The 24,953-nt window shown below is 31.9% G+C and carries 25 protein-coding genes; 10 read left to right on the top strand and 15 right to left on the bottom strand.

All coding sequences use genetic code 11. The annotated features are described in order from the left end of the window. The first annotated feature begins 102 nt into the window (after window positions 1-102). Window positions 103-732 carry an MCP four helix bundle domain-containing protein gene (locus AC1RRQ_RS09845; RefSeq protein WP_493022849.1) on the top strand — a complete coding sequence of 210 codons (630 nt, stop codon included), beginning with the start codon at window positions 103-105 and terminating at the stop codon, window positions 730-732. 8 nt (window positions 733-740) lie between these two features. Here the strand turns inward: AC1RRQ_RS09845 and AC1RRQ_RS09840 are convergent, their stop codons facing one another. The 7 genes from AC1RRQ_RS09840 to AC1RRQ_RS09810 all read right to left on the bottom strand — a co-directional run bounded on the left by AC1RRQ_RS09840 (window position 741) and on the right by AC1RRQ_RS09810 (window position 5,821). After that, the gene (locus AC1RRQ_RS09840; protein ID WP_493022848.1) at window positions 741-1,154 is read right to left on the bottom strand and encodes a DUF1348 family protein; all 414 of its coding nucleotides are present in this window, start codon (window positions 1,152-1,154) and stop codon (window positions 741-743) included. Further along, window positions 1,154-1,681: a TetR/AcrR family transcriptional regulator gene (locus tag AC1RRQ_RS09835; protein ID WP_493022847.1), complete on the bottom strand. Its 528-nt coding sequence runs from the start codon at window positions 1,679-1,681 to the stop codon at window positions 1,154-1,156. The genes AC1RRQ_RS09840 and AC1RRQ_RS09835 overlap by 1 nt, the downstream gene beginning before the upstream one ends. A gap of 135 nt (window positions 1,682-1,816) precedes the next feature. Next, entirely contained in the window at window positions 1,817-2,659 is an 843-nt protein-coding gene (locus AC1RRQ_RS09830; protein WP_493022846.1) for a DUF2911 domain-containing protein, read from the bottom strand. A gap of 70 nt (window positions 2,660-2,729) precedes the next feature. Continuing rightward, on the bottom strand, window positions 2,730-3,392 hold the full coding sequence (locus AC1RRQ_RS09825; protein ID WP_493022845.1) for an HAD family hydrolase: 663 nt from the start codon (window positions 3,390-3,392) through the stop codon (window positions 2,730-2,732). Window positions 3,393-3,617: 225 nt separating this feature from the next. Then, entirely contained in the window at window positions 3,618-4,337 is a 720-nt protein-coding gene (locus AC1RRQ_RS09820) for a tRNA threonylcarbamoyladenosine dehydratase (RefSeq protein WP_493022844.1), read from the bottom strand. A 231-nt stretch (window positions 4,338-4,568) separates the two neighbouring features. Then, window positions 4,569-5,222 (bottom strand): TatD family hydrolase, encoded by a 654-nt coding sequence (locus AC1RRQ_RS09815; RefSeq protein WP_493022843.1) that lies wholly within the window; start codon window positions 5,220-5,222, stop codon window positions 4,569-4,571. Next, the gene (locus AC1RRQ_RS09810; RefSeq protein ID WP_493022842.1) at window positions 5,222-5,821 is read right to left on the bottom strand and encodes a DUF1684 domain-containing protein; all 600 of its coding nucleotides are present in this window, start codon (window positions 5,819-5,821) and stop codon (window positions 5,222-5,224) included. The genes AC1RRQ_RS09815 and AC1RRQ_RS09810 overlap by 1 nt, the downstream gene beginning before the upstream one ends. A gap of 97 nt (window positions 5,822-5,918) precedes the next feature. Between AC1RRQ_RS09810 and AC1RRQ_RS09805 the strand changes: the two genes are divergently transcribed. From AC1RRQ_RS09805 to AC1RRQ_RS09775, 7 genes are all read left to right on the top strand, one after another. Continuing rightward, window positions 5,919-7,136 carry an MDR family MFS transporter gene (locus AC1RRQ_RS09805; RefSeq protein WP_493023339.1) on the top strand — a complete coding sequence of 406 codons (1,218 nt, stop codon included), beginning with the start codon at window positions 5,919-5,921 and terminating at the stop codon, window positions 7,134-7,136. 167 nt (window positions 7,137-7,303) lie between these two features. After that, a complete protein-coding gene (locus tag AC1RRQ_RS09800; protein ID WP_493022841.1) occupies window positions 7,304-7,672 on the top strand; it encodes a BlaI/MecI/CopY family transcriptional regulator in 369 nt (122 codons plus the stop codon). A 5-nt stretch (window positions 7,673-7,677) separates the two neighbouring features. After that, a complete protein-coding gene (locus tag AC1RRQ_RS09795; RefSeq protein WP_493022840.1) occupies window positions 7,678-9,264 on the top strand; it encodes a M56 family metallopeptidase in 1,587 nt (528 codons plus the stop codon). A gap of 33 nt (window positions 9,265-9,297) precedes the next feature. After that, a complete protein-coding gene (locus AC1RRQ_RS09790) occupies window positions 9,298-9,666 on the top strand; it encodes a BlaI/MecI/CopY family transcriptional regulator (RefSeq protein WP_493022839.1) in 369 nt (122 codons plus the stop codon). A gap of 5 nt (window positions 9,667-9,671) precedes the next feature. After that, window positions 9,672-11,495 (top strand): M56 family metallopeptidase, encoded by a 1,824-nt coding sequence (locus AC1RRQ_RS09785; protein ID WP_493022838.1) that lies wholly within the window; start codon window positions 9,672-9,674, stop codon window positions 11,493-11,495. Between the two features lie 104 nt (window positions 11,496-11,599). Then, window positions 11,600-11,740: a hypothetical protein gene (locus AC1RRQ_RS09780; protein WP_056209078.1), complete on the top strand. Its 141-nt coding sequence runs from the start codon at window positions 11,600-11,602 to the stop codon at window positions 11,738-11,740. Between the two features lie 66 nt (window positions 11,741-11,806). Then, window positions 11,807-12,652: an EamA family transporter gene (locus tag AC1RRQ_RS09775; RefSeq protein WP_493022837.1), complete on the top strand. Its 846-nt coding sequence runs from the start codon at window positions 11,807-11,809 to the stop codon at window positions 12,650-12,652. Window positions 12,653-12,715: 63 nt separating this feature from the next. Here AC1RRQ_RS09775 and AC1RRQ_RS09770 read toward each other — a convergent pair whose 3' ends face one another. Beyond that, complete coding sequence (locus AC1RRQ_RS09770) at window positions 12,716-13,270, bottom strand: fasciclin domain-containing protein (RefSeq protein WP_493022836.1); 555 nt, start codon at window positions 13,268-13,270, stop codon at window positions 12,716-12,718. Between the two features lie 241 nt (window positions 13,271-13,511). On the opposite strand from AC1RRQ_RS09770, the gene AC1RRQ_RS09765 reads away from it, so the two are divergent. Beyond that, complete coding sequence (locus AC1RRQ_RS09765; protein WP_493022835.1) at window positions 13,512-14,051, top strand: ExbD/TolR family protein; 540 nt, start codon at window positions 13,512-13,514, stop codon at window positions 14,049-14,051. 180 nt (window positions 14,052-14,231) lie between these two features. On the opposite strand, the gene AC1RRQ_RS09760 is transcribed toward AC1RRQ_RS09765, so the two are convergent. The 3 genes from AC1RRQ_RS09760 to AC1RRQ_RS09750 all read right to left on the bottom strand — a co-directional run bounded on the left by AC1RRQ_RS09760 (window position 14,232) and on the right by AC1RRQ_RS09750 (window position 20,773). Beyond that, the gene (locus tag AC1RRQ_RS09760) at window positions 14,232-17,924 is read right to left on the bottom strand and encodes a DUF7619 domain-containing protein (RefSeq protein ID WP_493022834.1); all 3,693 of its coding nucleotides are present in this window, start codon (window positions 17,922-17,924) and stop codon (window positions 14,232-14,234) included. 145 nt (window positions 17,925-18,069) lie between these two features. After that, the gene (rpsA, locus tag AC1RRQ_RS09755) at window positions 18,070-19,848 is read right to left on the bottom strand and encodes a 30S ribosomal protein S1 (RefSeq protein WP_068840655.1); all 1,779 of its coding nucleotides are present in this window, start codon (window positions 19,846-19,848) and stop codon (window positions 18,070-18,072) included. A 382-nt stretch (window positions 19,849-20,230) separates the two neighbouring features. Continuing rightward, window positions 20,231-20,773, bottom strand: coding sequence for a hypothetical protein (locus tag AC1RRQ_RS09750; protein WP_493022833.1), 543 nt, complete (start codon window positions 20,771-20,773; stop codon window positions 20,231-20,233). 119 nt (window positions 20,774-20,892) lie between these two features. Here AC1RRQ_RS09750 and AC1RRQ_RS09745 point away from each other — a divergent pair, with 119 nt between their 5' ends. After that, complete coding sequence (locus AC1RRQ_RS09745) at window positions 20,893-21,414, top strand: hypothetical protein (protein ID WP_493022832.1); 522 nt, start codon at window positions 20,893-20,895, stop codon at window positions 21,412-21,414. A gap of 62 nt (window positions 21,415-21,476) precedes the next feature. Here the strand turns inward: AC1RRQ_RS09745 and AC1RRQ_RS09740 are convergent, their stop codons facing one another. The 4 genes from AC1RRQ_RS09740 to AC1RRQ_RS09725 form a co-directional block, all read right to left on the bottom strand. After that, window positions 21,477-22,853 (bottom strand): nucleoside permease, encoded by a 1,377-nt coding sequence (locus tag AC1RRQ_RS09740; RefSeq protein WP_493022831.1) that lies wholly within the window; start codon window positions 22,851-22,853, stop codon window positions 21,477-21,479. A 69-nt stretch (window positions 22,854-22,922) separates the two neighbouring features. Beyond that, window positions 22,923-23,615, bottom strand: coding sequence for a (d)CMP kinase (cmk, locus tag AC1RRQ_RS09735; RefSeq protein WP_493022830.1), 693 nt, complete (start codon window positions 23,613-23,615; stop codon window positions 22,923-22,925). Window positions 23,616-23,647: 32 nt separating this feature from the next. Beyond that, entirely contained in the window at window positions 23,648-24,247 is a 600-nt protein-coding gene (locus tag AC1RRQ_RS09730; protein ID WP_493022829.1) for a murein L,D-transpeptidase catalytic domain-containing protein, read from the bottom strand. Between the two features lie 106 nt (window positions 24,248-24,353). After that, window positions 24,354-24,953, bottom strand: coding sequence for a murein L,D-transpeptidase catalytic domain-containing protein (locus AC1RRQ_RS09725; RefSeq protein WP_493022828.1), 600 nt, complete (start codon window positions 24,951-24,953; stop codon window positions 24,354-24,356).

Raw genomic sequence — 24,953 nt, 5'->3', positions numbered from 1 at the left:
ACCAAAGATTGGTTACTCTGCTCGTGCATTTATGTGCGCGATTGCTGTTAAGTTTAAACAAATCTCTATCTTTGAGAAAAGTTACTTCTTAAAAAAAGCAATATGAAAGACCAAAAAAAATACAGCAACAAAACCAAAGCCGCTTTTATACTGCTTATTGTAATGCTTATTATTTTATTGGGAAACTTTAATACACTGCTAAATTCTAAAAATGTAAACGAAAACATCAATGCTATTTATAAAGACAGATTGGTTGTGGCGCATTATATTTTTCAATATTCGAAACAGCTTCATTTTATAAAAGCCGAAGCTGAAAAACTGGATCTAAGCGATAATATCAAAAAAGACGAAATCATCCATACTTTGAATATCATTCATAATATAGATGATTTGTACGCTAAAACTGTTTTGACGAATAAAGAGAAACAGTATTTTGATAACTTTTTGCTTTCGTGTAAAGAAATCAACAAACAAGTCGAGAATAAAAACTGGAATAAAATCGCAATTTCAAGTGGTCAAGCTTTAAAAACGTTAGAATCACTTTCGCAAATTCAAATTCAGGAAGGAAAATCGAAATTAGCGAGTGCCAATGCCTTGTACAGCAAAAACAATAGTTTAGGACAGTTTCAAATTGCTTTATTGATCATTTTAGGCGGTATTACTTTTTATCTTTTGATTGTAAAGAAAATCAAGCGAAAAATTAAAATTCCGGAGCCGCCAAGCATGAATTAATTCTGTTTTTATTTAAATTTCCTGTCTTCTTCTGAAATTTGAAGGTCGTTTATACTGGCAAATCTTTTCTGCATTAAACCATTTGCATCAAATTCCCAGTTTTCGTTTCCGTAAGCTCGAAACCAGTTTCCGTTAATGTCTTGATATTCATATTCAAATCGTACCGCGATTCTGTTTTCGGTATGCGCCCAATATTCCTTTTTTAATTTGTAGTTTTTCTCTTTTTTCCATTTTTCGGTCAAAAAAAGAATAATTTCATCACGTCCGTTTACAAATTTATCCCTGTTTCTCCATTCGCTGTTTGCGGTATAAGCTTTTGAAACTCTTTCCGGATCTTGACTATTCCACGCATCTTCTGCCAATTGAATTTTCTCTATTGCCGTTTCTAAAGTGAAAGGAGGCAATGGTAATTTCTGTTCCATTATTTTAAAATTAAAGTTTGAATTATTTTTTTTGATTGTTCGATTAACTGGTTTGATTTAAATAACTGACTTTCAACTATACAGCTTTCAAATAATAAATAGATGTGATCTGACAGCAAATCATCTTTTAGAATCTCCTCAAAATAAGTCCTTAAATCCCTTTTATGACTCTGAATTACACTGAGTATCTTAGTATTATCAGACGGAATCTCTGAAAGTATATTTAAGAAGCTGCAACCTCTAAAATTTTCTTTTTTATTCATAAAAATCAAAAAGTCAAAAGATGCGAGAACCTTTACATTTGAATCTTCGGTATTTGCAGTAAATTTCAGCAATTCATTGAACCAAAATGAATGACGCTGTTCTAAAAAAGCGACACACAAATCTTCTTTCGATTTAAAATGCTGATAAAAGCTGGCCTTTGCCACCTTGGCTTCTTCAATAATCTGATTTATTCCCGTAGCATTATACCCTTGCTTATGAAATAAAGTAAAAGTCTTTTCTAAAATTCGTTCTTTAGGCTGCATTCTCAAATGTATTATTTGTACAAATGTAATAATTATTTCAATATACAGACAAGTCTGTCTGTATTTGAATCAAAAAAAAATTCCAAAACTTATAAAGCTTTGGAATTTGTATTTTTAATTTGAATTTAAGAGAAATTATCTACTCCACTCAGAGATACTGTCTTTATTCATTTTAACGTAATCTTGGTTGTTTGCAGCTTCGGCAGCAGCTAATGAAGCTTTTGCTGTTTCGATCGCTCCTTTTTTGTCACCTTGTTTTGCCTGGATTAACGATTTTAACCTAGAAACAAAATAAGGTTTATCTGTGCTCATATCTAGAGCTTTATCTACATAAACTCTTGCTGTTTCGATATTTCCGTTTGAAGAAAATAAATATTGGGCAGATGCAAAATAGTCGTTCCAAGTTGGTCCGGCTAAAGTTTTTTCGATACTTGCTGTTGCTGTTTTAGCTGTTGGAACTTCAAATTTTAAAGCTACATGAGAGTTTTCCCAAGCCATTTCTAAATATGCAAAATTAGGATCCAAACCATTGATTCCAATTGTAAAACTTTCAACTGGAGTTGGCAATGCATTTTCTTTAACTGTTGTTTTTAACACAACATACGACTCATTCCAGTTTTCAGGTAATCCCCAGTTGTCTGTAGAAAGATAAAAAATAACTTCCCAGCTCTCGATTTTAGGAATAGTATAAATAGCATATTTTCCTTTTTTCAAAGTTTTACCATCGATTACTACATCGTCGCTAAAATTAATAACTGTATTTTCGTTAGCCCCGGTTCTCCAAAGTTTACCAAACGGAACTAAATTTCCAAAAACAGCTCTTCCTCTGGCGCCTGGTCTAGAATAGGTAACTTCAACGTCAGTTAAACCAACTGTTTGTTTAATATATGCTTTTGGACTCGCTTGCGGCGTTTTTACCTGTGCTTCAACAGCAAAAGGAGCCAAAATAATGGCTAATGCAATAAGTAGTTTTTTCATTATGTGAGTTTATTTGTTTTATTCAAATTTACAAATTCAATTACCGAACAAATGTTAAATTTTATATAATTCAAGCTTTAAGCTGTGATATTTTTTCGGCACTTAATTCGTTGAAATGGTTGATGATAATATCGGCATCACTAAGATCCTGCAGGTACGAATGATCGCTCTTGTAGCCTACGCAATAGATGCCTGCTGCCTTTGCTGCTTTTACCCCATTCGTGCTGTCTTCAATGATAATGCATTCCTCTTTTGGAGCAATTGACAATGAAGCCGCATGAATAAATATAGCAGGATTTGGTTTTGACTGCGGAAAATCTTCACCGCTTACCGTATGCGTAAAATATTGATGCAGATTAAATCTTGTAAACACACGCTCGATCGTAACTTTTGAAGCCGATGAAGCCAAAATTAACTGAATTCCGTTTGCGTATAAATCTTTTATCAAATCTTCAACGCCGTCCAGTAAATACAAATCTTCTTTAGTATCGAAGGCATCATTAAAAATATTTCTTTTTCTCTGAATCAAATCTTCTACTTCATGCTCGATTGTTGGGAAAAATCCTTTTAAAGACTGAAATGTATTTCGAGTCGAAAATCCGGTAAAGGAAGTGTACATTTCCTCCGAAACTTCAATGTTTAATTCTGAAAATTGTTTGTAATAAGCATAACGATGAACGGGTTCTGTATCGACAATTACGCCGTCCATATCAAAAATTACTGTTTTTATCATTTTTTCTTTTTAAGGTTCTGAGGCTCTAAGGTACTGAGGGACCAAGTTTTTCTGCTTTGGTTTTCTTTGAGATAACTTTGTCAAAGTTCTAAACTTTGACAAAGCTGCTTTGAGTCTGCTAAAATATTTCAGATAAAATCTTAGCCACTCAGCACCTTAGCATCTTAGCCGCTTTATTCAAAGCTTCAAAGGTTTTTCTCTGAAAACTGTAACTGTAAACTGAGACTATTCTTCTTTCTTTAATAAATATCGAATAACCGTTTCTGCAGCGTGAAGTCCAAATAATCCCGGCATATAGCTGTTTGTTCCGTAGAACGATTTTTTGAAGTTTTTCCCGTCGGTTAATTTTAAGCTGTTTTCATTTTGAATTTCTGATGAAAAAACCACCTTCAATTTATTAATTTTTACAGCTTTTAATCTCTTACGGATTGCTTTAGAGAAATAACAATTGATTGTTTTAGAAATATCGGCCACTTTAACTTTAGAAGCCAGCATCTTTCCTCCTGCTCCCATACTGCTGATGATTTTAACTCTTTTGCGTTTTGCAGCAATAATTAAATTCAGTTTTGGTGTAATGCTGTCAATGCAATCTAAAACATAATCAAACTCCGGCGAAACGATTTCAAAAGCCCTTTCCGGCGATAAAAATTCCTGAACACGAGTCAGTTTCAATTCCGGATTAATATCCAGTAAACGATCGCCTACAATTTTAATTTTTGGTTCTCCAACCGTAGAATGCAAAGCGGGTAATTGTCTGTTAATATTGGTAATATCTACGACATCACCATCTACAATAGTCATATTTCCTACTCCTGCTCTTGCTAAAAATTCAGCAGCAAACGAGCCAACGCCGCCTAAACCTACCACTAAAACATTTGCATTACGCAAGTTTTCTAATCCTTCTTTTGTAAATAAAAGCTCGGCTCTTTCTGTCCACTCTGCCATATAGTATTCTTTGTTTTTTTTAGTTTTTATTTTTTTTGTTTCATGTTTCAGGTTTTACCGTCTGTCAGGCTGAGCGAAGTCGAAGCCCACGTCCAATTGGAGCGCCCTTCGACTTCGCTCAGGGTGACAACGTCTAAAATCTCACAATTAACCATTAACCATTAACAATTAACAATTAACAATTAACCATTAACAATTAACCATTAACAATTAACCATTAATAATTAACCATTAATAATTCACTTCAAACACATTTCTATAATTACTTGAAATAATATCCTGTAAGTCTTTAATTGTTATTTCTTTATATTCTGATGCGATTTGATAAACCTGCTTAATATTTTCTTCAATTGTATCGGTTTCGAGAAAGAAACGATCGTTTGGAATATACTGAAAAACGGTTTTTAAATCCGGATTTTTCAATAGATATTTCCCAAACGAAAGATAAAATCCTTCTTTAATTAATTGTTCCGCAAGTTGTTTGTTTTTTGCAAAACCATGAATAATCATCGGAACAGAAACTTTTAATTTCTTTTTAATTGCTGTAATTTCCTGAAAAGCGGCAACGCAATGAATTACAACGGGTTTTCGATATTTTTCGGCCAAAACCAATTGTTTTTCAAAAACTGTGATTTGCTGCTCTAGCGGAATTTCGATTCGTTTATCTAAACCACATTCGCCAATGGCAAGACAATTTTCAGTTTGCAGTTTGCCTTCCATAATTTTCAGTTCTAAATCAATTTGATCTTCTTTAATATGCCACGGATGAATTCCTATGGAATAAAACGGAATAGATTCCTCAAATTCCTGCGGATATTGATTTACCAATTCTAATATATTAGATTGATTTGTAAATTGATGGGTATGAAAATTAAAGAATTCCATTAATGAAACGTTTTCACTCCAGCTTTGATTTCTACTTTTAAATCATTCTCCAAAGGCACAAGCGGACAAGAATATTTATGGTTATAAGCACAATACGGATTATAAGCCTGATTAAAATCGATTGCCATTGTATCGCCTTTTGGAACTTTTAGATCGATATACCTGCCGCCAATGTAACTTTCTTTTCCGCATGTTAAATCAGAGAAAGGAAGGAACAAATGGTCTTTATATTCTTTTTGTTTAGAAAGCTCGATGTTTCTGTAAACATTCAACTGCATTTCTACGCCATCTAAAGTAAAAAATATAGTGCCGTATTTTATATATTTTGGAGTTCTGGTTCCTGTAGTTTTCATTTCGAAAACCTTTTCATTCTTTGCCTTTTCAAATTTTGCATTAACAAAGTATTTTCCATTAATTGGATAAAAATCTAAACTTTTAAACGTTTTTAAATCTTCTTCCATTAACGGACTTGTCTTAGCATCAGCATATTCTGAATTAATCTGCTTTTGAAACCTTTCAGCTTCAATCTGACTGAATTTATTTTGGCTGAAGCCGAAATTGAAAGCTAAAAATAAAATTAGGACAACGCTGTTTTTCATCTTAGAAATTTTCTGCAAAAATAGTTTAAAAGTAACAAAGCAACAACGGTTCTGCGTGACAAAGTTTCCTAACTTTGTGGCAAATACGACAATTATAATGCTCAAAACCGCTTTTCACCACTACATTAACAATTTTAAAGGATTTACAAGAGAGATTTGGATACTTACTTTAATTACTTTTATAAACAGAGCAGGTACTATGGTACTGCCTTTTTTATCTAAATATTTAAAAGAAGATCTTCAGTTTACTTATAACCAGGTTGGATGGATCATGGTTGCATTTGGTTTGGGCTCTATGCTGGGTTCTTGGCTGGGCGGCAAACTTTCTGATAAAATAGGATTCTACAAAATCATGATTTTCAGCTTGTTTACTACTGGAATCTCCATGTTTTTGGTGCAATATATCACCACTTTTTGGGGATTATGTATTGGTATGTTTGTTTTAATGACCATTGCCGATATGTTTCGTCCCGCGATGTTTGTGTCTCTAGGCGCTTATGCTAAACCCGAAAACAGAACACGCGCCTTAACCCTTGTTCGTCTTGCTGTAAATTTAGGTTTTGCTGCAGGCCCTGCTCTTGGCGGTATAATTATTATGGGAATTGGCTATTCAGGTTTATTTTGGGTTGATGGTGCTTCCTGCATTCTTTCGATTTCTATCTTCGCACTTTTGGTTAAGGAGAAGAAAAAAGTCGAACATGACGATAAATCAGAAAGTGCATCTGATACAAAATCAGTATTTCATGATAAAATATTCTGGGTTTTCTTGTTCGTGAGTTTTATTACGGCTATGATTTTTTTCCAGTTATTTACCACTTTACCTTTATATCATAATGAGAAATACGGATTAAGTGAATTACAAACTGGGCTTTTAATGACTTTAAATGGGCTTTTGATTTTTGCTTTAGAAATGCCAACCGTTGGTTTTATGGAACGAAAAGCATTTCCTAAAATCAGAATCATTATACTAGGATCACTTGTTATGGCAACGAGTTTCCTTTTATTATTAATTAATATTTGGGCAGGAATACTTGTCATTGCTATGATTTGTATTTCGATTGGCGAAATCCTGACATTCCCTTTTTCGAATGCTTTTGCGCTGAGTCGTGCGCCACGCGGCCAGGAAGGTCGTTATATGGCTTTATATACCATGAGTTTTAGTCTGGCTCATATTGTAAGCTCAAAAGTTGGTTTCGAAATTATCTCTGATTTTGGTTATCAAATCAACTGGTTGTTTATGGCCAGTATCGGAATCTTTGCTACACTCTGCTGTGTGTGGATTAAAAAAGCCTTGCTTCAGGAAAAAATTAAATAAAACTCTTTTTTTTATATAAAACATTATAATTCAAATCATTAACTTTGATTCTGAATCGATTTTCTATGCTGTAAACTTACCTAAAAACTAAAAATTTAGTTAAATAACTATTTTTATAGTTGCGTAACTAAAAAAATAGTTGTAGGTTTGAATTAAAATTAGAAAACATGCAAAAGTTAACCAACAAAGAAGAAGAGATAATGCAGATTTTATGGAAACTTAAAAAAGCATTCGTAAAAGAAATTCAGGCAGAAATTACTGAAGACCAGCCGCATTATAATACACTTTCGACTATTGTTCGCAATCTGGAAGAAAAAGGTTTTGCAGCGCACAATGCATTTGGAAATACACATCAATATTATCCAATTGTAACTCTTGAAGCCTACAGCAAAAAATACATGAAAACGGCCATTGATAATTATTTCAACAGCTCTTATAAAAATATGGTTTCGTTTTTTGCCAAAGAGGAAAAAATCTCTGCGGCTGAATTACGCGAAATCCTGGACATGATCGAGAATCCTAAAGAAGAAAAATAATAGTTATGGAAGCACTTTTTATTTATATCGCAAAATCGACCGGTTTAATTCTTTTATTTTATTGTGCTTATTATTTTTTACTTCGAAAAGAAACCTTCTTTACTAGTAATCGATGGTTCTTATTAACAGGTTTAATTACTTCGGTTGTATTGCCGCTTGTAGTGTATACCAAAGTAATCTGGGTAAATCCTGATCCTGTTACAAACTTAGATTTACCAAATGTCGTTCTTAATCAAAACACAGAAAATAATCTATTAGAAATCAACTGGATATATGTAACTCTTTTTGTTTATTCTATTGGACTTTTGGTTCTTCTGATAAAATTTGCAATGGATTATTATAATCTAAATTCCATTTTAAAAGGTAAAAAGATTCACCAGCAAGCCGATTTTAAGTTTATTGATATAAACGAAAACATTGCTCCTTTCTCCTATTTCGAATATATCGTATACAATTCATCGATGTTTACTGAAACGGAATTAGAAAATATTATAGAGCATGAAAAAGTACACAGCGACCAGAACCATACAATTGATGTATTAATTTCTCGTGCTTTTTGTATGCTTTTTTGGTTCAATCCGATTGTCTGGCTTTATAAAAAAGCGATTGCTCAAAACTTAGAATTTATTGCAGATAAAGAAGCCGCCAAAAAATTATCCGACAAAAAAGCGTATCAATACACGCTTTTAAAAATAACAACACATGAAAGCTGTGTTGCCATTACTAATCATTTTTATCAATCATTAATCAAAAAACGAATTATTATGTTAAACAAAAATCAATCAAAAAAGAGAAATTTAGTAAAGTATTGTGTTGTAGTTCCGGTACTAGCGGCGTTTGTATTATTATTTCAAGTTGAAGTTATTGCAAAAGAGAAACAGCAGGTAACAAAAGTAAAAGTAAATTCTGGAGAAATTGAATCTGTACATGTTTACAAAATCAATAAAAACTCTACAGATGCAGAGTTAAATAAAATCAAAGAAAGCTTGAAAAAAGAGCATAATATTGATTTCGAAATCTCTGATGTAAAAAGAAATTCTGATAACGTTTTAACATCAATCAAAATTGATATTAAAAACGGAAAACAACAAGCACAATCTATTCAAACTGCAAGCGATAAGGCTATTAAAGATTTTGGCGTAATTGTTACAACAGAAAAAGATGGCACTAAGAAAATTGGTATCCAGACTTCTGACGAAAAAAATAATACTAAAAAAGAAAAGAATACAAAAATCGTAACCAGCACTAAACTAAAAAATAAAGTAAATAACGATGACAACACTAATTCTAACGTTAGTACAAAAACTAATACTAATAGTGACACAAATATTAGCACTTCTGTAACGGTAAGCACCGACGATAAAACAGTTACTAAAAATGGCGTTACAATCTTAAAATCAAGTAAAACTAAAGTAAAAGCAGGATCTCAGCTTATAATTGTTGATGGTACTGAAATGCCAAGTTCATTTGATGTTGAAGATATTGATCCTAAAGACATTAAAAGTGTAAATATTTATAAAGGAGCTGATGCACTTACTAAATATGGTGAACGTGGAGAAAAAGGTGTTATTGAAATCGAAACTCGCAAGTAAACGACTTCACATTTAACTCAAAAAACCAAAAAAATGCAAAAACTAACCAATAAAGAAGAAGAGATAATGCACATTTTATGGAGGCTTAAAAAAGCATTCGTAAAAGAAATTCAGGCAGAAATCACTGAAGACCAGCCGCATTATAACACACTTTCTACAATTGTTAGAAATTTGGAAGAAAAAGGTTTTGTCTCGCATAACGCTTTTGGAAACACACATCAATACTATCCGGCTGTAACGCAGGAAGCTTACAGCAAAAAGTATATGCATACGGCAATTGATAATTATTTCAACAGCTCTTATAAAAACATGGTTTCGTTTTTTGCCAAAGAGGAAAAAATCTCTGCGGCCGAATTACGCGAAATCCTGGCTATGATCGAAAATCCAAAAGAAGAGAAATAATGGTTATGGAAGCACTTTTCATTTTTATTGTTAAATCAAGCAGCTTAATTGCTTTGTTTTATTTTGCTTACTTTTTTTTACTGCGAAAAGAAACGTTCTTCAATAGCAGCAGATGGTTTTTACTGGCGGGTCTGGCGACCTCAATTATACTGCCTTTGGTTGTTTATACCAAGGTAGTCTGGATTGATCCTATACCCGCTCCAGTTGATTATAGTCCTGTCGCAAATTATCATTATGTGCCAAATTACAGTCAGCATGTTACAGCGCCCGAAGAATCTTTTGAAATAAACTGGTACTTGGTTTCTCTTGGTGTTTATGCTATTGGTTTTGCTGCTTTTATGATAAAATTCGGAATCGATTTTTACAGTTTAAATTCTGTTTTAAAAGGAAAAAAAGTAGAACAGCAGGCTGATTTCAAATTTGTAGATGTAAACGAAAACATTGCGCCATTTTCTTATTTCGATTATATCGTGTACAACTCATCAATGTTCAGCGAGAAAGAGTTAGAAAGCATTTTAGAACACGAAAAAGTGCACAGTGATCAATATCATACTATTGATGTAATTGTTTCAAGGATCTTCTGTATTTTATTCTGGTTCAATCCGTTAATCTGGCTGTATAAAAAAGCAATTCTTCAAAATCTGGAGTTCATCGCCGATAGTGAAGCTGCTAAAAAAATATCAGACAAAAAAGTGTATCAATACACGCTTTTAAAAATCACAACACATGAAACTTGTGTTGCAATCACCAATCATTTTTATCAATCATTAATCAAAAAACGAATTGTCATGTTAAACAAAAATCAATCAAAAAAATGGAATTACTGGAAATACTATGCCGTGCTGCCAGCTCTTGCATTATTTGTATTGTCATTTCAGATTAAAACCATTTCGCAAGAAAAGAAAATCCATAAAGGGAAAACCGCTTTTATTTCTAAAACTCAAGGAACAGAGGTTTTAAAAATCACAAAATCGACTACAGATCAAGAACTTAAAGAATTAACTGCAAAACTGAAAGCGGAGCATAATATTGATCTTGAAATTTCGAATGTTAAAAGAAACAAGAATAACGAACTTACAAGCATTACAATCAAGGTTGTAAAAGAAAACGGTAAAGTACAAATTATTGATATGAACAGCACTGAAGCTTTAAAAGACTGTTCTGTTGTAATTAATATAGATGATAATGGTTCTAAAAGCGTTACATTAGTTGCTGCTGACCAAGTTGAACACCCTATTGTAATTAAAAGAGATGTTGCAATAAAAAACTATAATGGCTCAGATGATGACGATAACGATGATGTTGTTCCTGCTCCTCCTGCACCACCGGTTGCTCCTCCTTTTCCAGCAGGACCATTACCTCCGGCACCCGCTATGGCTAAAATGCCAAAAGCGCCTAAGGCTCCAAAAGACATAAACGATAAAGCGGCGTGGGGCAAATTCGAAAAAGATATGGCTGAGTTTGAAAAGAAAATGAAAGCTATGGAACCGGAATTTGAAGCTTACGGAAAACAAGTTGATGCTATTATGTCTCAAAGAGAAGCCATTTTTGAAAAAGAAATGGAAAAGTATCAGGTTGCAATGCAAAAATTCAATATTGATATGGAAAAATTCGGTCAAAATATTGAACTTAAATTTGGCAAAGATTCAAAAGAATATGAAAACAGCATGAAGGAATATGAAAATGACATGAAACAACATGAAATCGACATGAGACAGCATGAAATAGATATGAAGCAGCATGCCAAAGACATGAAACAACATGCCAAAGACATAAAAGAACATGAAAAAGACATGAAGAGAATGGAAAAAGAATCTAGGAAATCTTAGATAAAAACACCAAATAGTTTTCTTTATTACTACACAATCGACATCAGAAAAGACTTTGCCACTCGCAAAGTCTTTTTTTATATCTTTGAAAAAACAAATCTGCCATGTATAAAATTTTAGCCAAACTAAATAAAATTCTTCTGCCAAGTTTTACGAAACAAGGCTTAGACATTTCGAAAGCAAAAAAATGGCAAATGGCAATCATTGGTTATCGTGCTTATGTTACTAAACGCGCTTTAGGATAATCAATTAAAGTACATTTTGTTTGATACAGCAGAAGATATTCTTTTATTTTCTGCAATATTATTTTTATGAAAAACAAAGAAATCAACCTCCCTCCTGTTCCAGCAGTATTATTAGCTATAATAAGTGTACAATGCGGTGCTGCAATAGCTAAAACACTTTTCCCTGCAATTGGAGCAGCAGGAACAGCATCAATGCGTATTGGTGTTTCGGCACTCATTTTATTATTAGCCTACAGACCCAATTTAAGAGCTATCACAGCAGACCAATGGAAAATTGTAATTCCATACGGAATGGCTTTAGGAGCAATGAATTTAATTTTTTATCTGGCTATCGAAAGAATTCATATTGGTTTAGCCGTTACTTTAGAATTTATAGGCCCGCTACTGGTTGCCATTATTGGATCAAAGCGTTTAATTGATTATTGCTGGGTTTTACTTGCAGCATTGGGAATTATTTTAATCGCGCCGTGGACAAATGACCGCTTGGATATTCTGGGAGTTATATTTGCTCTTTTGGCTGGTGCTTTATGGGCTGCTTATATTGTTTTGGGTGGCAAAATATCCAAAATAATGAACGGAGGTCAGGCCGTATCAACCGGAATGTTATTTGCTGCAATCTTGATCCTTCCATTCGGGTTTTTCGAAAACGGACTTACTAATTTAACTCCAAAACTATTCGGAATGGGTGTTGCGTTGGCGCTTTTATCAAGTGCGATTCCGTTTACGTTAGAAATGAAAGCGCTGGGTCAGCTTCCTCCTCGCACCTTTAGCATTTTAATGAGTTTAGAGCCTGCAGCAGCTTCTGTTTGTGCTTTTATATTTCTGCAAGAGAATCTTAGTTTATATGAAGTTTTGGCTGTAATATGTGTTGTAATCGCTTCGGCTGGAAGTACTTTAACCGCTAAGAAATAAAAAAAGCCTCGCATCTTCAGCAAGGCTTCTTCATTGTAGGCATTCTGTTTTTGGAGATCTTAATTATTTTTTTGGTAACAAAACAGCATCCACAACATGAATCACACCATTTGACTGGTTAACATCTGCGATCGTTACCTTAGATTTATTACCATTTTCATCAGTAATGTATAAATCTTTTCCTTTCATCCAAGCTGTAAGAGTGCCGCCGCTAACTGTTTTTAGAGTAGCTTTCCCTTTTCCTGCTTTTATTGCTTTTGCAATGTCAGACGCATTCATTTTACCTGCAACCACATGATAGGTTAAGATCGTTTGAAGCATTTTTTTGTTTTCAGGTTTTAGTAATGACTCAACAGTACCTTTTGGTAATTTATCAAAAGCAGCATTTGTTGGGGCAAAAACTGTAAATGGTCCAGGACCTTGCAACGTTTCAACTAATCCCGCCGCTTTTACAGCTGCAACAAGTGTTGTGTGATCTTTTGAATTTACGGCATTTTCAATAATATTTTTATTTGGATACATGGCTGCTCCACCAACCATAACTGATTTCTGAGCGTAAGAAGTAAATCCGAATGTCAAAGCTAAAATTGCTGTTGCTAAAAAATTTCTAGTTTTCATAATAAATGTTTTAAGTTATAAGCTCATTTACGGGGATATATTTGTTTTGGTTTTATTAAATTTTCAAAAAAGGTTAATAAACATTAAAAAATCTTCAAATAAGACTGTAAAACAAGGACTTAATACTTAAAATTATTTTTAATTATTTTTAATTATTTTTAATTATTTTTAATTATTTTTAAATTTGACTTTGTTGATATGTTAATTTTATTGTTAACTTTAGTAAAAAAAATCATCTTCTATGGAAAATCTGCCTAAAAAAATCAGAAGTAAAAAGTTAAATTCACGAGTTGATTTAACCGCAATGGTCAGCGTTTCGTTTTTGCTGATTATATTTTTTATGCTTGTTGGAGAGTTATCAAAGCCTAAAGTTATAGATTTGAGTCTGCCTGAGAGATATTGTGATGAGAAATGGGGACACGTTATACAATGTGGTTTAGGGGCAGATAATCGTACAATTACTGTTTTATTAGATGAAAATGACAAGATAATTACTTATTCTGGTCTTTTGTTTGCTCCAACAGAAAAACCTAAGAAATTAGATTATGGTAAAAATGGAATTCGCCAGGAACTTTTTAATCAAAGGAAAAAAATTCTGGAATATGCAGCGTCAATTGGGAAAACCAAATATGGCCCAATTGTAATCATAAAACCAAGCAAAAAATCGAATTTTAAAAATCTAGTTGATATTTTAGATGAAATGGCAATTATAGGAATTGAAACTTATGCAATTGTACCACAATATACTCCAGAAGAATCAAATTTATTAGCAATGAAATAAAAGATCTTTTAAAAACGATGGCCCTAGCCCTGATCGAAGCGGCATCCTTTTTCTGGCTTCTTTAGCCAGGAAAAGATACAGCGGAGAGCAGGAATAGCTCCTTAAATTTAAAAAGTCTTCTACTTCAGTCAAACAAAAGCCCCGCAATAATTGCGGGGCTTTTTGCTTTAAAAAAGTATTTTAATTTTTGAGAAACTTCATACTTGAACTTCCTTTATCTGATTTTACTTTTATAAAGTAATTACCCGGATTCAATTTCGAAACATCGATATTTGAAACGGCTTTTGCATTTGGAACCGCAATAACCAATTGTCCTAAAATATCATAAATTGCTATTGACTGTATTTCTATACTTTCCCTAGAATTGATATTCAATACATTATTCGCCGGATTTGGATATAAAGTAACATAATTAGAAAACTCAAAATCTTTGGTTCCCAGTGTTGTAAATGTTGAAGCTGCTTTATTGGTTAAGATTGGAAAATTGTAATCGAAGTAAATATTGGCTTCATTAGTAAATGTATCTCCAACTTGCAACGTAGATTTTGTTTTGATTTTAAAAGCAATATAACCATCATTATTTGCATCATCAAAAGGAAGATTGATGCCCTCAAAAATAAACTCTACTTTGTTAGTTTCTGATATTTTAATTACAAAGGAATGGCTTGAACTGGTTGGAATTAAACTTGAAATATCAAATTTAGATAAATCAATCATGTCTTTTACAACGATGTTTTGTGCAGCATAGGTTCCTGTATTCTCAAAGCGGATCATGTAATGTACATATTCACCAATTAAACTTGGTGTAACAACTGTTCCTTCTAAGCAGGTTTTATCGTTTGGATCATAAGAACCAACAACAGTTTGGTTTAAAACAAATGTATTATCAAGTGGAGTTTCGTCTGTTACAGCGCCTGCTATTGTTGTTTTAAATTTTAATATATCCCCAATATTTAATGCTGGTTTTTCTATTGGAGAATTTGCATTTACAGTAAATTTAATTTCGCGAGTTTCATATGGCAATAAATTAACAAAATTCCAAGATAAATTATTAAAGGAATTAGTCACCGGTATAGGTTTTGCTGTAACGAAATCTAAGACAGCATCATCAAAACTTAAATTTACTGAACCAGATTGCGTAGTATTTCCTTTATTTTTGTAAATAATTTTATATGTAGCATTAAAACCCGGTCTCGCAGGTTCTAATGGTAATAAAACAACTTCTAAATCTGGATGAACACCGTTTGCAGTAATACAAAAATCTTGAGTAAATGGACTGGATTCTGTTGGAAAAGTAACTTTAACTGTTGTTGGATAAACATTAAAATACGCTGGGTTTTCTAGTATTGGGGTAACATCATAAGATCCCGATTTAACATAATAATTGTAATCACCATTTTCATCAGATGCAGAACTGTTTGTTATAGTTTGATTTACAATATTAACTTTCATATTTTGAAATTTAATATCTCCATTGTCGCATCCATTATTATTTAAATCTAATCTATTATTCCCTTTAATTGCATAAAACTTACCTCCTGGTTTAAATGTACAATACGAATTGACATTACAATCTTTAATATTTGCTGCTAAAAGTTGTGCCTGTATAGCTGGAATTTGAGATTCGTCAGCACAAATATATTTTAAATTAGGATTGGGAGTGAGATAAAGTCTATCTTCATTTATTCCATTTTTTATTATTAATGATGACAATTGGTTTGCTGAGCAGTTAAGATGCGTTAGTTCGGTTAAATTGCTAAGATCCAAAGATGTTAAATTATTTGAAGAACAACTAAGCTCTTGAATTTTTGTTAAACCACTTATATTTAATGAAGTTAAACCATTGAGGTGGCATTGAAAATAAGCTAATTTGGATAAATTACTAACATTAAGCGATTTAATCTTATTAAGATAACAATCTAATACTCCCACATTTACAAAATACTCAATTCCAAGCAAAGAAGAAATGTTGCTTTCATTTAAAGTCAAAGAATAAACATTAAACGCTTCGCTTATTTGTATTTCTTTATCATTATTTGCATCAATTTTAAAATAAGAACCAGATAAATTCCTTGCCACATAATTTTGATTAGTTGCAGATAATAATTTTGCTTTAAAAATTGGATCTGGGAAATTAATAATTGCATCACTGCAAGCACCTACACAGCTACAACTAGAATCTAATAAAACATTATTTAAACCACTTAAATCTATACTTTTTTGAATAACATTAAAATCTATAATATCTGCACAAATATGTTTAAGATTTAAATTTCCACTTATGTCTAATTTTATCAAATCCTGATTAGGATTATTATTTTTAATAAAAATATCAGTTAAAATATTATTATATCCACAATTTAATTCTTTTAAATTAGGTAAATAAGAAACATCTAATTTTGAAAGCTTTGCACTTTGGCATTCAAGTTTTTGCAAATTATTTAGCCCTGTTAAATCAAAAATTGATATTGGATTTGCAGAAAAATTAAGCGTTTGCAAATTTACAAATGGTAAAAAAGTAAAAGAGGTAATTTTATTTCCGGAAAAATTTAAATCAATTAAATTTGTTGTAGATCCAGTGTTTAAATAAGTTATATTATTATTACTGCATTTAATGGATTTTATGTTTGTACCGTTTGATAAATCTAAAGATGTAATAGCATTATTTGAACAATCTATATTTACTAAACTAGAGGCGTTTTTCATTTGAAAAACAGATAAGTATCGATTAATATTACATTTAACACTGCTAAGATTTGTAAGTCCATTTGCATACAAACTGGACAAATTATCATTATTATTAATATTTAAAGTCTGTAAGTTAGCTAAATTGTCAATTTTTAATGTCGAAAAAATACTGTTCCATTGTACAGTCAAATCTTCTAAATTAACCAAACTAGTTAAATCTACTGTTCCTCCAATTTGAGTGCTAACAATAGTTAAACTTTTTAAGTTGGTAAAATACTTAATTGTATTAATTGACTTCACATTTGAAGTTATGTTCATTTTAGTTACTTGTAATGCTTCAGAAAATTGAATTTCACCATCAAAGTTTAAATCAATAGTTGTATTATTTAAAATAGAATTTTTAAAATTTTCATCATCAAAACAGATGGTTCCTGCTGCACATGGAGGTAAAGCGCAAGAATTTACTACTGTAACATTAGAAATTCCATATTCTGCTAATTTATTTTGAATTAATGAAATATCACTTTGATATGCACAAATAGAGTTTAAATTTAAATTATTATTAAACTCTAGAGAACTAAAAACGTTATATAGACGATTTAAAAATAAAGTTGAAATGTTATTATTTGAACAGTTTAAATTAGTTAATGCGTTTGTGTCTGAAAAATATAGTGTAGTCAAATTATTATAACTACAATTAACGTTAGCGATATTATTGGTATAATCTCTTTTAATATAATTCAATTGATTATTAGAGCAATCAAGAGTTGACAAAGAAGTCAGATAAGTTAAAAGCAGAGATTTTAATTGTGAATTATTATTTATTTTTAAAATCTTTAATGAACCAAAATAGGAAAGGCTTATTTTATTTAAAGAAGTATTTTTAATACTCAAGTTTTTCAATCCTGAAAAAATATTAGAATCAAAACCTTCTAAAGAGCTAATATTTCCATCCAAATATAGATTGTTAATTACACTAGCTTCATTATAATCAATCTCATTATCATTATTTGTATCAGCATCGCTATCGGCTATACCATCATTATCTTTGTCGACACAATTTGTAGAAATCAAAATATTTTTTAAAACTGCATCAGGAAAATTAATAACCTGCGCACTCAAACCGTTAAAAAAGCATAAAGCTGTAACTAAAAAGTAAAGTTTCTTCATATGTGATATTTTCATACAAAAATAACTTTTTAACAGAATAACACAACTTTATTTGTTAAAATATCTTAAAACAAAAAGTGTAAAGCAAAAAAAAGTCCCACATTGCTGTGGGACCTTTATATGGATGTAAAGACGCACTGCTGTGCGTCTCTACTAAGAATTATTTTTTCTCAGTTTTTTCCATTTTAGCTTTTAATGCAGCTAATACATCATTGTTATCTCCTAAAGTTGCAGCTGGTGCATTAGTAGTAGAGTTAGATGAAGTATTTTCAGTTGCAGCTTTCACGTTTTTCTCTTCTTCTTCACGGAAGATAGCAGTGTGAGAAGCAACTACTCTTTTGAATTCTTTGTTAAATTCGATTACTTTGAAATCAGCAGTATCACCTTTTTTCAATTTCTTTCCGTCTTCTTTTTCAAGGTGACGAGTAGGAATGAAAGCAACGATATCATCTCCGAATTCTACAGTAGCTCCTTTGTCAACGATTTCAGAAATTTCACCATTGTGGATAGTTCCTACAGCGAAAGAATCTTCGTATTGATCCCAAGGATTAGCAGTAGTTTGTTTGTGACCTAAAGATAATTTACGTCCTTCAACATCTAATTCTAATACAACTACATCAAGTTTTTCACCAACATTTACAAATTCAGATGGGTGTTTGATTTTCTTAGTCCAAGAAAGGTCAGAAATGTAGATTAATCCATCAATTCCTTCTTCTAATTCTACGAAAATACCAAAGTTTGTAAAGTTTCTAACGATACCTGTATGTTTAGAACCTACTGGGTATTTAGAAGTAATATCAGTCCATGGATCTTGAGTTAATTGTTTGATACCTAATGACATCTTACGGTCATCTCTATCTAAAGTTAAGATAACAGCTTCAACAACATCTCCAACTTTTACGAAATCTTGTGCAGAACGTAAATGAGTTGACCATGACATTTCAGAAACGTGGATTAAACCTTCAACACCTTCTGCAACTTCGATAAATGCACCGTAATCAGCGATTACAACTACTTTACCTTTAACTTTATCACCAATTGTTAAATTAGCATCTAAAGCATCCCATGGGTGAGCATTTAATTGTTTCAATCCTAATTGAATTCTTGTTTTCTCATCATCGAAATCAAGGATTACAACGTTTAATTTTTGGTCTAATTCAAGAACTTCACTTGGGTGATTGATTCTGCTCCAAGAAAGGTCAGTAATGTGAATTAATCCGTCAACACCACCTAAGTCAATGAACACACCATAAGAAGTAATGTTTTTAACAACACCTTCTAATACTTGTCCTTTTTGTAATTGACCGATGATTTCTTTTTTCTGTACTTCAATATCAGCCTCGATAAGAGCTTTGTGAGATACAACAACGTTTTTGAATTCGTGGTTAATTTTTACCACTTTGAATTCCATCATTTTGTTTACATATACATCGTAGTCTCTAATTGGCTTAACGTCAATTTGAGATCCTGGTAAGAACGCCTCGATACCGAATACGTCAACGATCATACCTCCTTTAGTTCTACATTTAACAAAACCGTTAACGATTTCTCCAGTTTCATTAGCTGCAATAACTCTATCCCAAGATTTGATAGTACGTGCTTTTCTGTGAGATAATACTAATTGACCTGTTTTGTCCTCACGGATGTCGATTAATACTTCTACTTTGTCACCTACTTTTAAGTTTGGGTTGTAACGGAATTCGTTTAAAGAAATAACACCTTCAGATTTAGCATTGATATCAACGATAACGTCTCTATCTGTAATTCTAACAACAACTCCTTCAACTACTTCTTCTTGATCTGTAGCGATGAAAGTTTTTGATACTAGTTCTTCAAACTCTTGTAAGTTTTTCTCATCAACTGCATCAATTCCTTCTTGGAAGTTATGCCAGTTAAAATTTGCTAAAAACTCTTCTTGTGATTTTAATTGTTCAGACATGCTGATAAAAAATTTGTATTCTGTTTTTCTCGAGTTTCATAAAGCAGTAGAAAATACAGAAGTTGTTTTACATAAATGGTTGATACCTAAAGGAAACTCTTCTTTGCCAAAAGGTCTGCAAAATTACTACAAATATTTGTACTTACAAAATATTTTCAAATGATTATCAATCCATTATTCAGAAGCAGAACTATTCTTGTTTTATAAGACCTTCCCTCCCGCTTTCGCTCTTATCTTTTATGCCGAACACCAGCATAAAAGGATAACCGCTCTATCGGGGCTAGATTAGAACTTTTTAAGTTTTTTAAAACGTTTTACGGCAAACCCGACACATTTTTAAAACCTGTCGGGTTTGCTATTTAATATCTTCTCAATAAAAATATTATAATTTACTCCCTTGTTTACCATCCTTACTAATTTGTTTCCAAACTTCAGCATTTGAAAATACTTGCTTTTTAAAAAACAATTGTACATTAGGAAACTTATCATAAAAACGTTCAGATCCCATATCAAAACTTATTGTAAAATAAGATGAAGAGAAAGCTCTATCATAATCTGATGACCAAGATAAAGTAAGTGTTGAAAAGTGAATTTCTTTAATTTTCTTCAAGATGCTTTTTTCAACAAATACTCTTTTATTTTTATATAGTATACTAATTGAAGTCCAATTTTCATCATTAAATTTAGCGTTTATTACTTCGCCCGTTTTGTAAGTCACATATACTTCAGTCAATTTCCTTTTCCCAGAAATTATTTCATCACATATATTTTTTAATTTATAATCATCATAACTTAAGACCAGAACCTCTTTATCGACAAAAATAAATTTAATGCTTTTTGGGTACTCACCTCTATCTTTGTGAGCATAAATACTACCAAAAGTAAGCAACGAAAAAATCAGAAAAAACAACTTCAAATCTCTCATAAATATTTTAATATTTATATTTCTACATTCCTCAAACTAACAAAGCGAATTTATAACATAAGTTTCAATTAAAAATCAAAGCAATAATAGAAAAAGTTTTAATTCCCTATTTTTACATTATGACCATAGCATTCGAAGATATAAAACAAAAAATAGAAACGTTTCACAAAAACGGACAGGTTATTAATGCCGTTTATTGGCTTTTAAAAAAGTACAATCTCAAAAACAAAAACTTAAAAGGATTTGAATTTAGAGAAAAAGCCAAACCCGACTTTATATTAATGACTACCGAGGGCGACTTTGGCGAACCGCAAATTATCCGTATTCCCGAAAACACATTCGAATTTCCGCTTGAATTGATGCTTATTCTTATTGTACACGAAATGGTTCACGTGAATCAGAAAACAGTAAAGCCGTATGTTATAGACAAAAACGAACGCGAATGGCAAGCCTATTACGAAATGAACTTCAACAAACTTTTTCCGCAAGTTCCTGAAATTTCTAATTTTCACAAAAAATTCTTTGCTAATAAAGGTTTAGAATATTACAACCGAATGGGCGAAGGATCTGAACTGCAGCAAAAATATGCACAGCAAAAAAAACAAGTTGAAGATTTAATTGCTTTATTAGGTAAACTTTAAAACAACAAACCCGACAGGTTTTTAAAAACTGTCGGGTTTGTGTTATGTAAAACTTTTATATCTTAATGATTCAAGCCTTCTAAATCCTTAGGATCATGTTTATGTTTAAACAACACAGCAAACGCAATTGCAATAACCAAAGCATAAATTGCAAACGAAAGCCAGATGGTATGCCAGTCTTTCATTAAAATAGGATTTGTAAAAACACCATCAGCAGAAATTGAATTCCCCTGGCTTTTTACAAACTCGGCCATTTTTTCATTAGAAGCATCAGTTTGCAAAAAACTTGCCAATTCTGTAGTAGAATTAAAAGATTTAGTAAAGAAACGATCAATTGCCCATCCAGAAGTTAAACTTCCTAAAACTGCTCCTACTCCGTTTGTCATCATCATAAATAATCCTTGTGCTGATGAACGTATCTTAGAATCGGTATTACTTTCTACGAATAATGAACCTGAAATATTAAAGAAGTCAAATGCCATTCCGTAAACAATACAAGACATAATAATCATCCAAAGACCATTTACAGGATCTCCAAAAGCAAATAATCCAAAACGCAATACCCAAGCCAGCATACTAATAAGCATTACTTGTTTGATACCAAAACGTCTTAAGAAAAACGGAATTGCCAAAATAAACAAAGTTTCAGAAACCTGAGAAATTGACATAATAATAGTAGAATACTGAATTACAAAAGAATCAGCATATTTTGGAAAATGTTTGAATTCATCTAAGAAAACATCACCATAAGCATTTGTTAACTGAAGCGCTCCTCCCAAAAACATAGAGAAAACAAAAAACAAAGCCATTTTGTAATTACCAAATAATTTAAAAGCTTCTAAACCAAAAGTTTCTACCCACGAAGCTTTTTCTTTAATTAAACGCTGCGGTTCACATTTTGGTAATGTAAAGGCATAAATACCTAAAATTAAAGCGCCGGCTCCAGCAATATAAAACTGATATTCTGTTGCTTTACTTCCGGTTAAATTGGTAATCCACATCGCAACAATAAAACCAATTGTCCCCCAAACACGAATTGGCGGGAAATCCTTAACGATATTTTTATTGTTTAATTTTAACGAAGTATAGGATATCGAATTACTTAAAGCAATTGTTGGCATATAACAGCACATTGCCAAAAGCATAACATAAATAAAATTATCCGGAGTAGTAACATGCGCAATTCCAAATAAAACGGCCGCATAAAGAATATGCAAAATTCCATAAAGCTTTTCAGCGTTTACCCATCTATCGGCAATAATTCCGGTTAATGTAGGCATAAATAAAGAAGCAATTCCCATGGTTCCAAATACTAAACCAAATTGTGTTCCTTCCCAATTTTTGGTTCCAAACCAATAATTTCCAATTGTAATAAGCCAAGCTCCCCAAACAAAAAACTGAAGAAAGCTCATCACGATTAACCTGTTTTTAATTCCCATATAATGAAATTGTCTTTTTAGTAAAAATGAAGCGGTAAAACTACCATTAAAAATAATATCTACAAAAAATTAATCTATTTTAACAACATCATTTACCAATTCTAAAACAGCAGCAAATTGTTCCTCTCTATTTAAGTACGAATTATCGATCTCGACAGCATCATCTGCAATTACCAAAGGAGAATCTTCGCGGTGTGTGTCGATATAATCTCTTTCGACAACATTTTTTAAAACATCTTCATAAGAAACATTATCCCCTTTTTGCTGTAATTCGTCAAAACGTCTTTGTGCACGGGTTTCCGGACTGGCTGTCATGAATATTTTAAGTTCGGCATTGGGGAAAACTACGGTTCCAATGTCTCGCCCATCCATCACTATTGCTTTATTCTTTCCCATTTCCTGCTGCTGTTCCACTAATTTTGCACGCACTTCAGAAACTTCGGCTACTTTACTCACAAAGTTAGAAACCTCAATTGTTCTAATTTGTTTTTCGACATTTTCATTATTTAAGTACATCTCGGCAAAACCCAAATCAGCATTAAATTTAAATTCTAATTGAATTTTAGGCAAAGCTTCAATCAAAACTTCTTTATTAAAAAAGTCAGCTCCTATAAAGTCATGCTGCATAGCAAAATAAGTTACTGCACGATACATTGCGCCAGTATCAACATATACATATTCCAGTTCTTTTGCCAGTTGTTTTGCCAAAGTGCTTTTTCCTGTTGATGAAAATCCGTCGATAGCAATAGTAATTTTTTTCAATTTCTTATTTTTTAATTTTTATTCTTCAAACCTTAATAATAAATGCTCAACAAAATATTCGATTTCGAATTGTCTATTATTTTAGCTATTTTTTCAAAATACCTTTTGCTGACCATTGGGCAGCCAAAGCTGTTGCAAATGTAACCATCTTTCTCCTCATATGGAACATCATAATAGTAATGAAAGACAATATCTCGTTTAAACGCATTACTGTTTGTTTCATCTAAACCATACATTCTATAGGCTTTTCCGAATTTCCCATAATACGAATTACCAATGTAATAATTACCTAACGAAGTACTTAGCGAGTTTGGTACATTACTGAATTTAAGTTTTCCTTTAACACCTGTTTCTGATCCTGAACCATGTGCAACTATCCCTTTATCAATAATTTTATTATTCTTTAAATCATAAATAAAGAACCTGTTTTTTCCGGAAGGAATTTTCATATCTACCAAAAAAGCAATATCCTTATTGAACCTGGAATCGTTTTTAATTACCTTTTTTACCTTATCAGCTTGAGAATCGATTCGGGAAATAGTTTCATGATTGACACTTTCTGTTCTCCAAATGGCTTTATAGGCAATAAAAGCTATTAGAATAAAAAGTAAAATAAAGGCTGTTTTTTTCATAAAATTTTTGGCAGAAAAAAACCTTTTATAATCTAAAAACAAGATTGCTTTTTGACCATAAAAGGTTTGAAATTTTTAATATTCCCGAATTGTTCCGAATGAAATATTAATAATATATATCTAAGATGATGTTCGACTTAGAACTATCAATTATCTTCTCTATTCTTTTAAAAAATTGTTCGCTTACCATTGGACAGCCTTGACTGTGGCTAATATAGTAATCCTGTTCTTCGGCAGGGACTGCAGAATAACAGTGCAGCACAATAGCTCTTTTTAAAGCATTGTTATTGGTTTCTTCTAAACCAGCTAATCTGTATGCTTTTCCAAAAATTCCTTTGTAGGTTTTGCCTATTACATATCTGCCAAGAGAAGTACATTTAGAATTAGGCTCATTGCTAAATTTAAGCATTCCTTTAATTCCGGTTTCAGAACCGGATCCGTGCGCCACAAGACCTTGATCTATAATTTCATTTTTTTCTAAATCGTAAACAAAAAAACGATTTTTACCTGAAGGTACTTTCATATCAACTAAAAATGCAATCTTTTGATTGTATTTGTGATCGATATTAATCATGTTTCTAATGTCGCCCAACCTGCTGTTGATTCTTTCCATCTCTACAGTGGTAATGGTTTCTTCTTCGAAGTAGTGTTTTGAACCCGTAAAAAACCCTACAGTCATAACCAAAAATAAGCTGATTAATTTCAT

The organism is Flavobacterium sp. GW821-FHT12A05, assembly GCF_058807735.1.
This window is presented reverse-complemented; position numbering and strand designations above follow the sequence as displayed.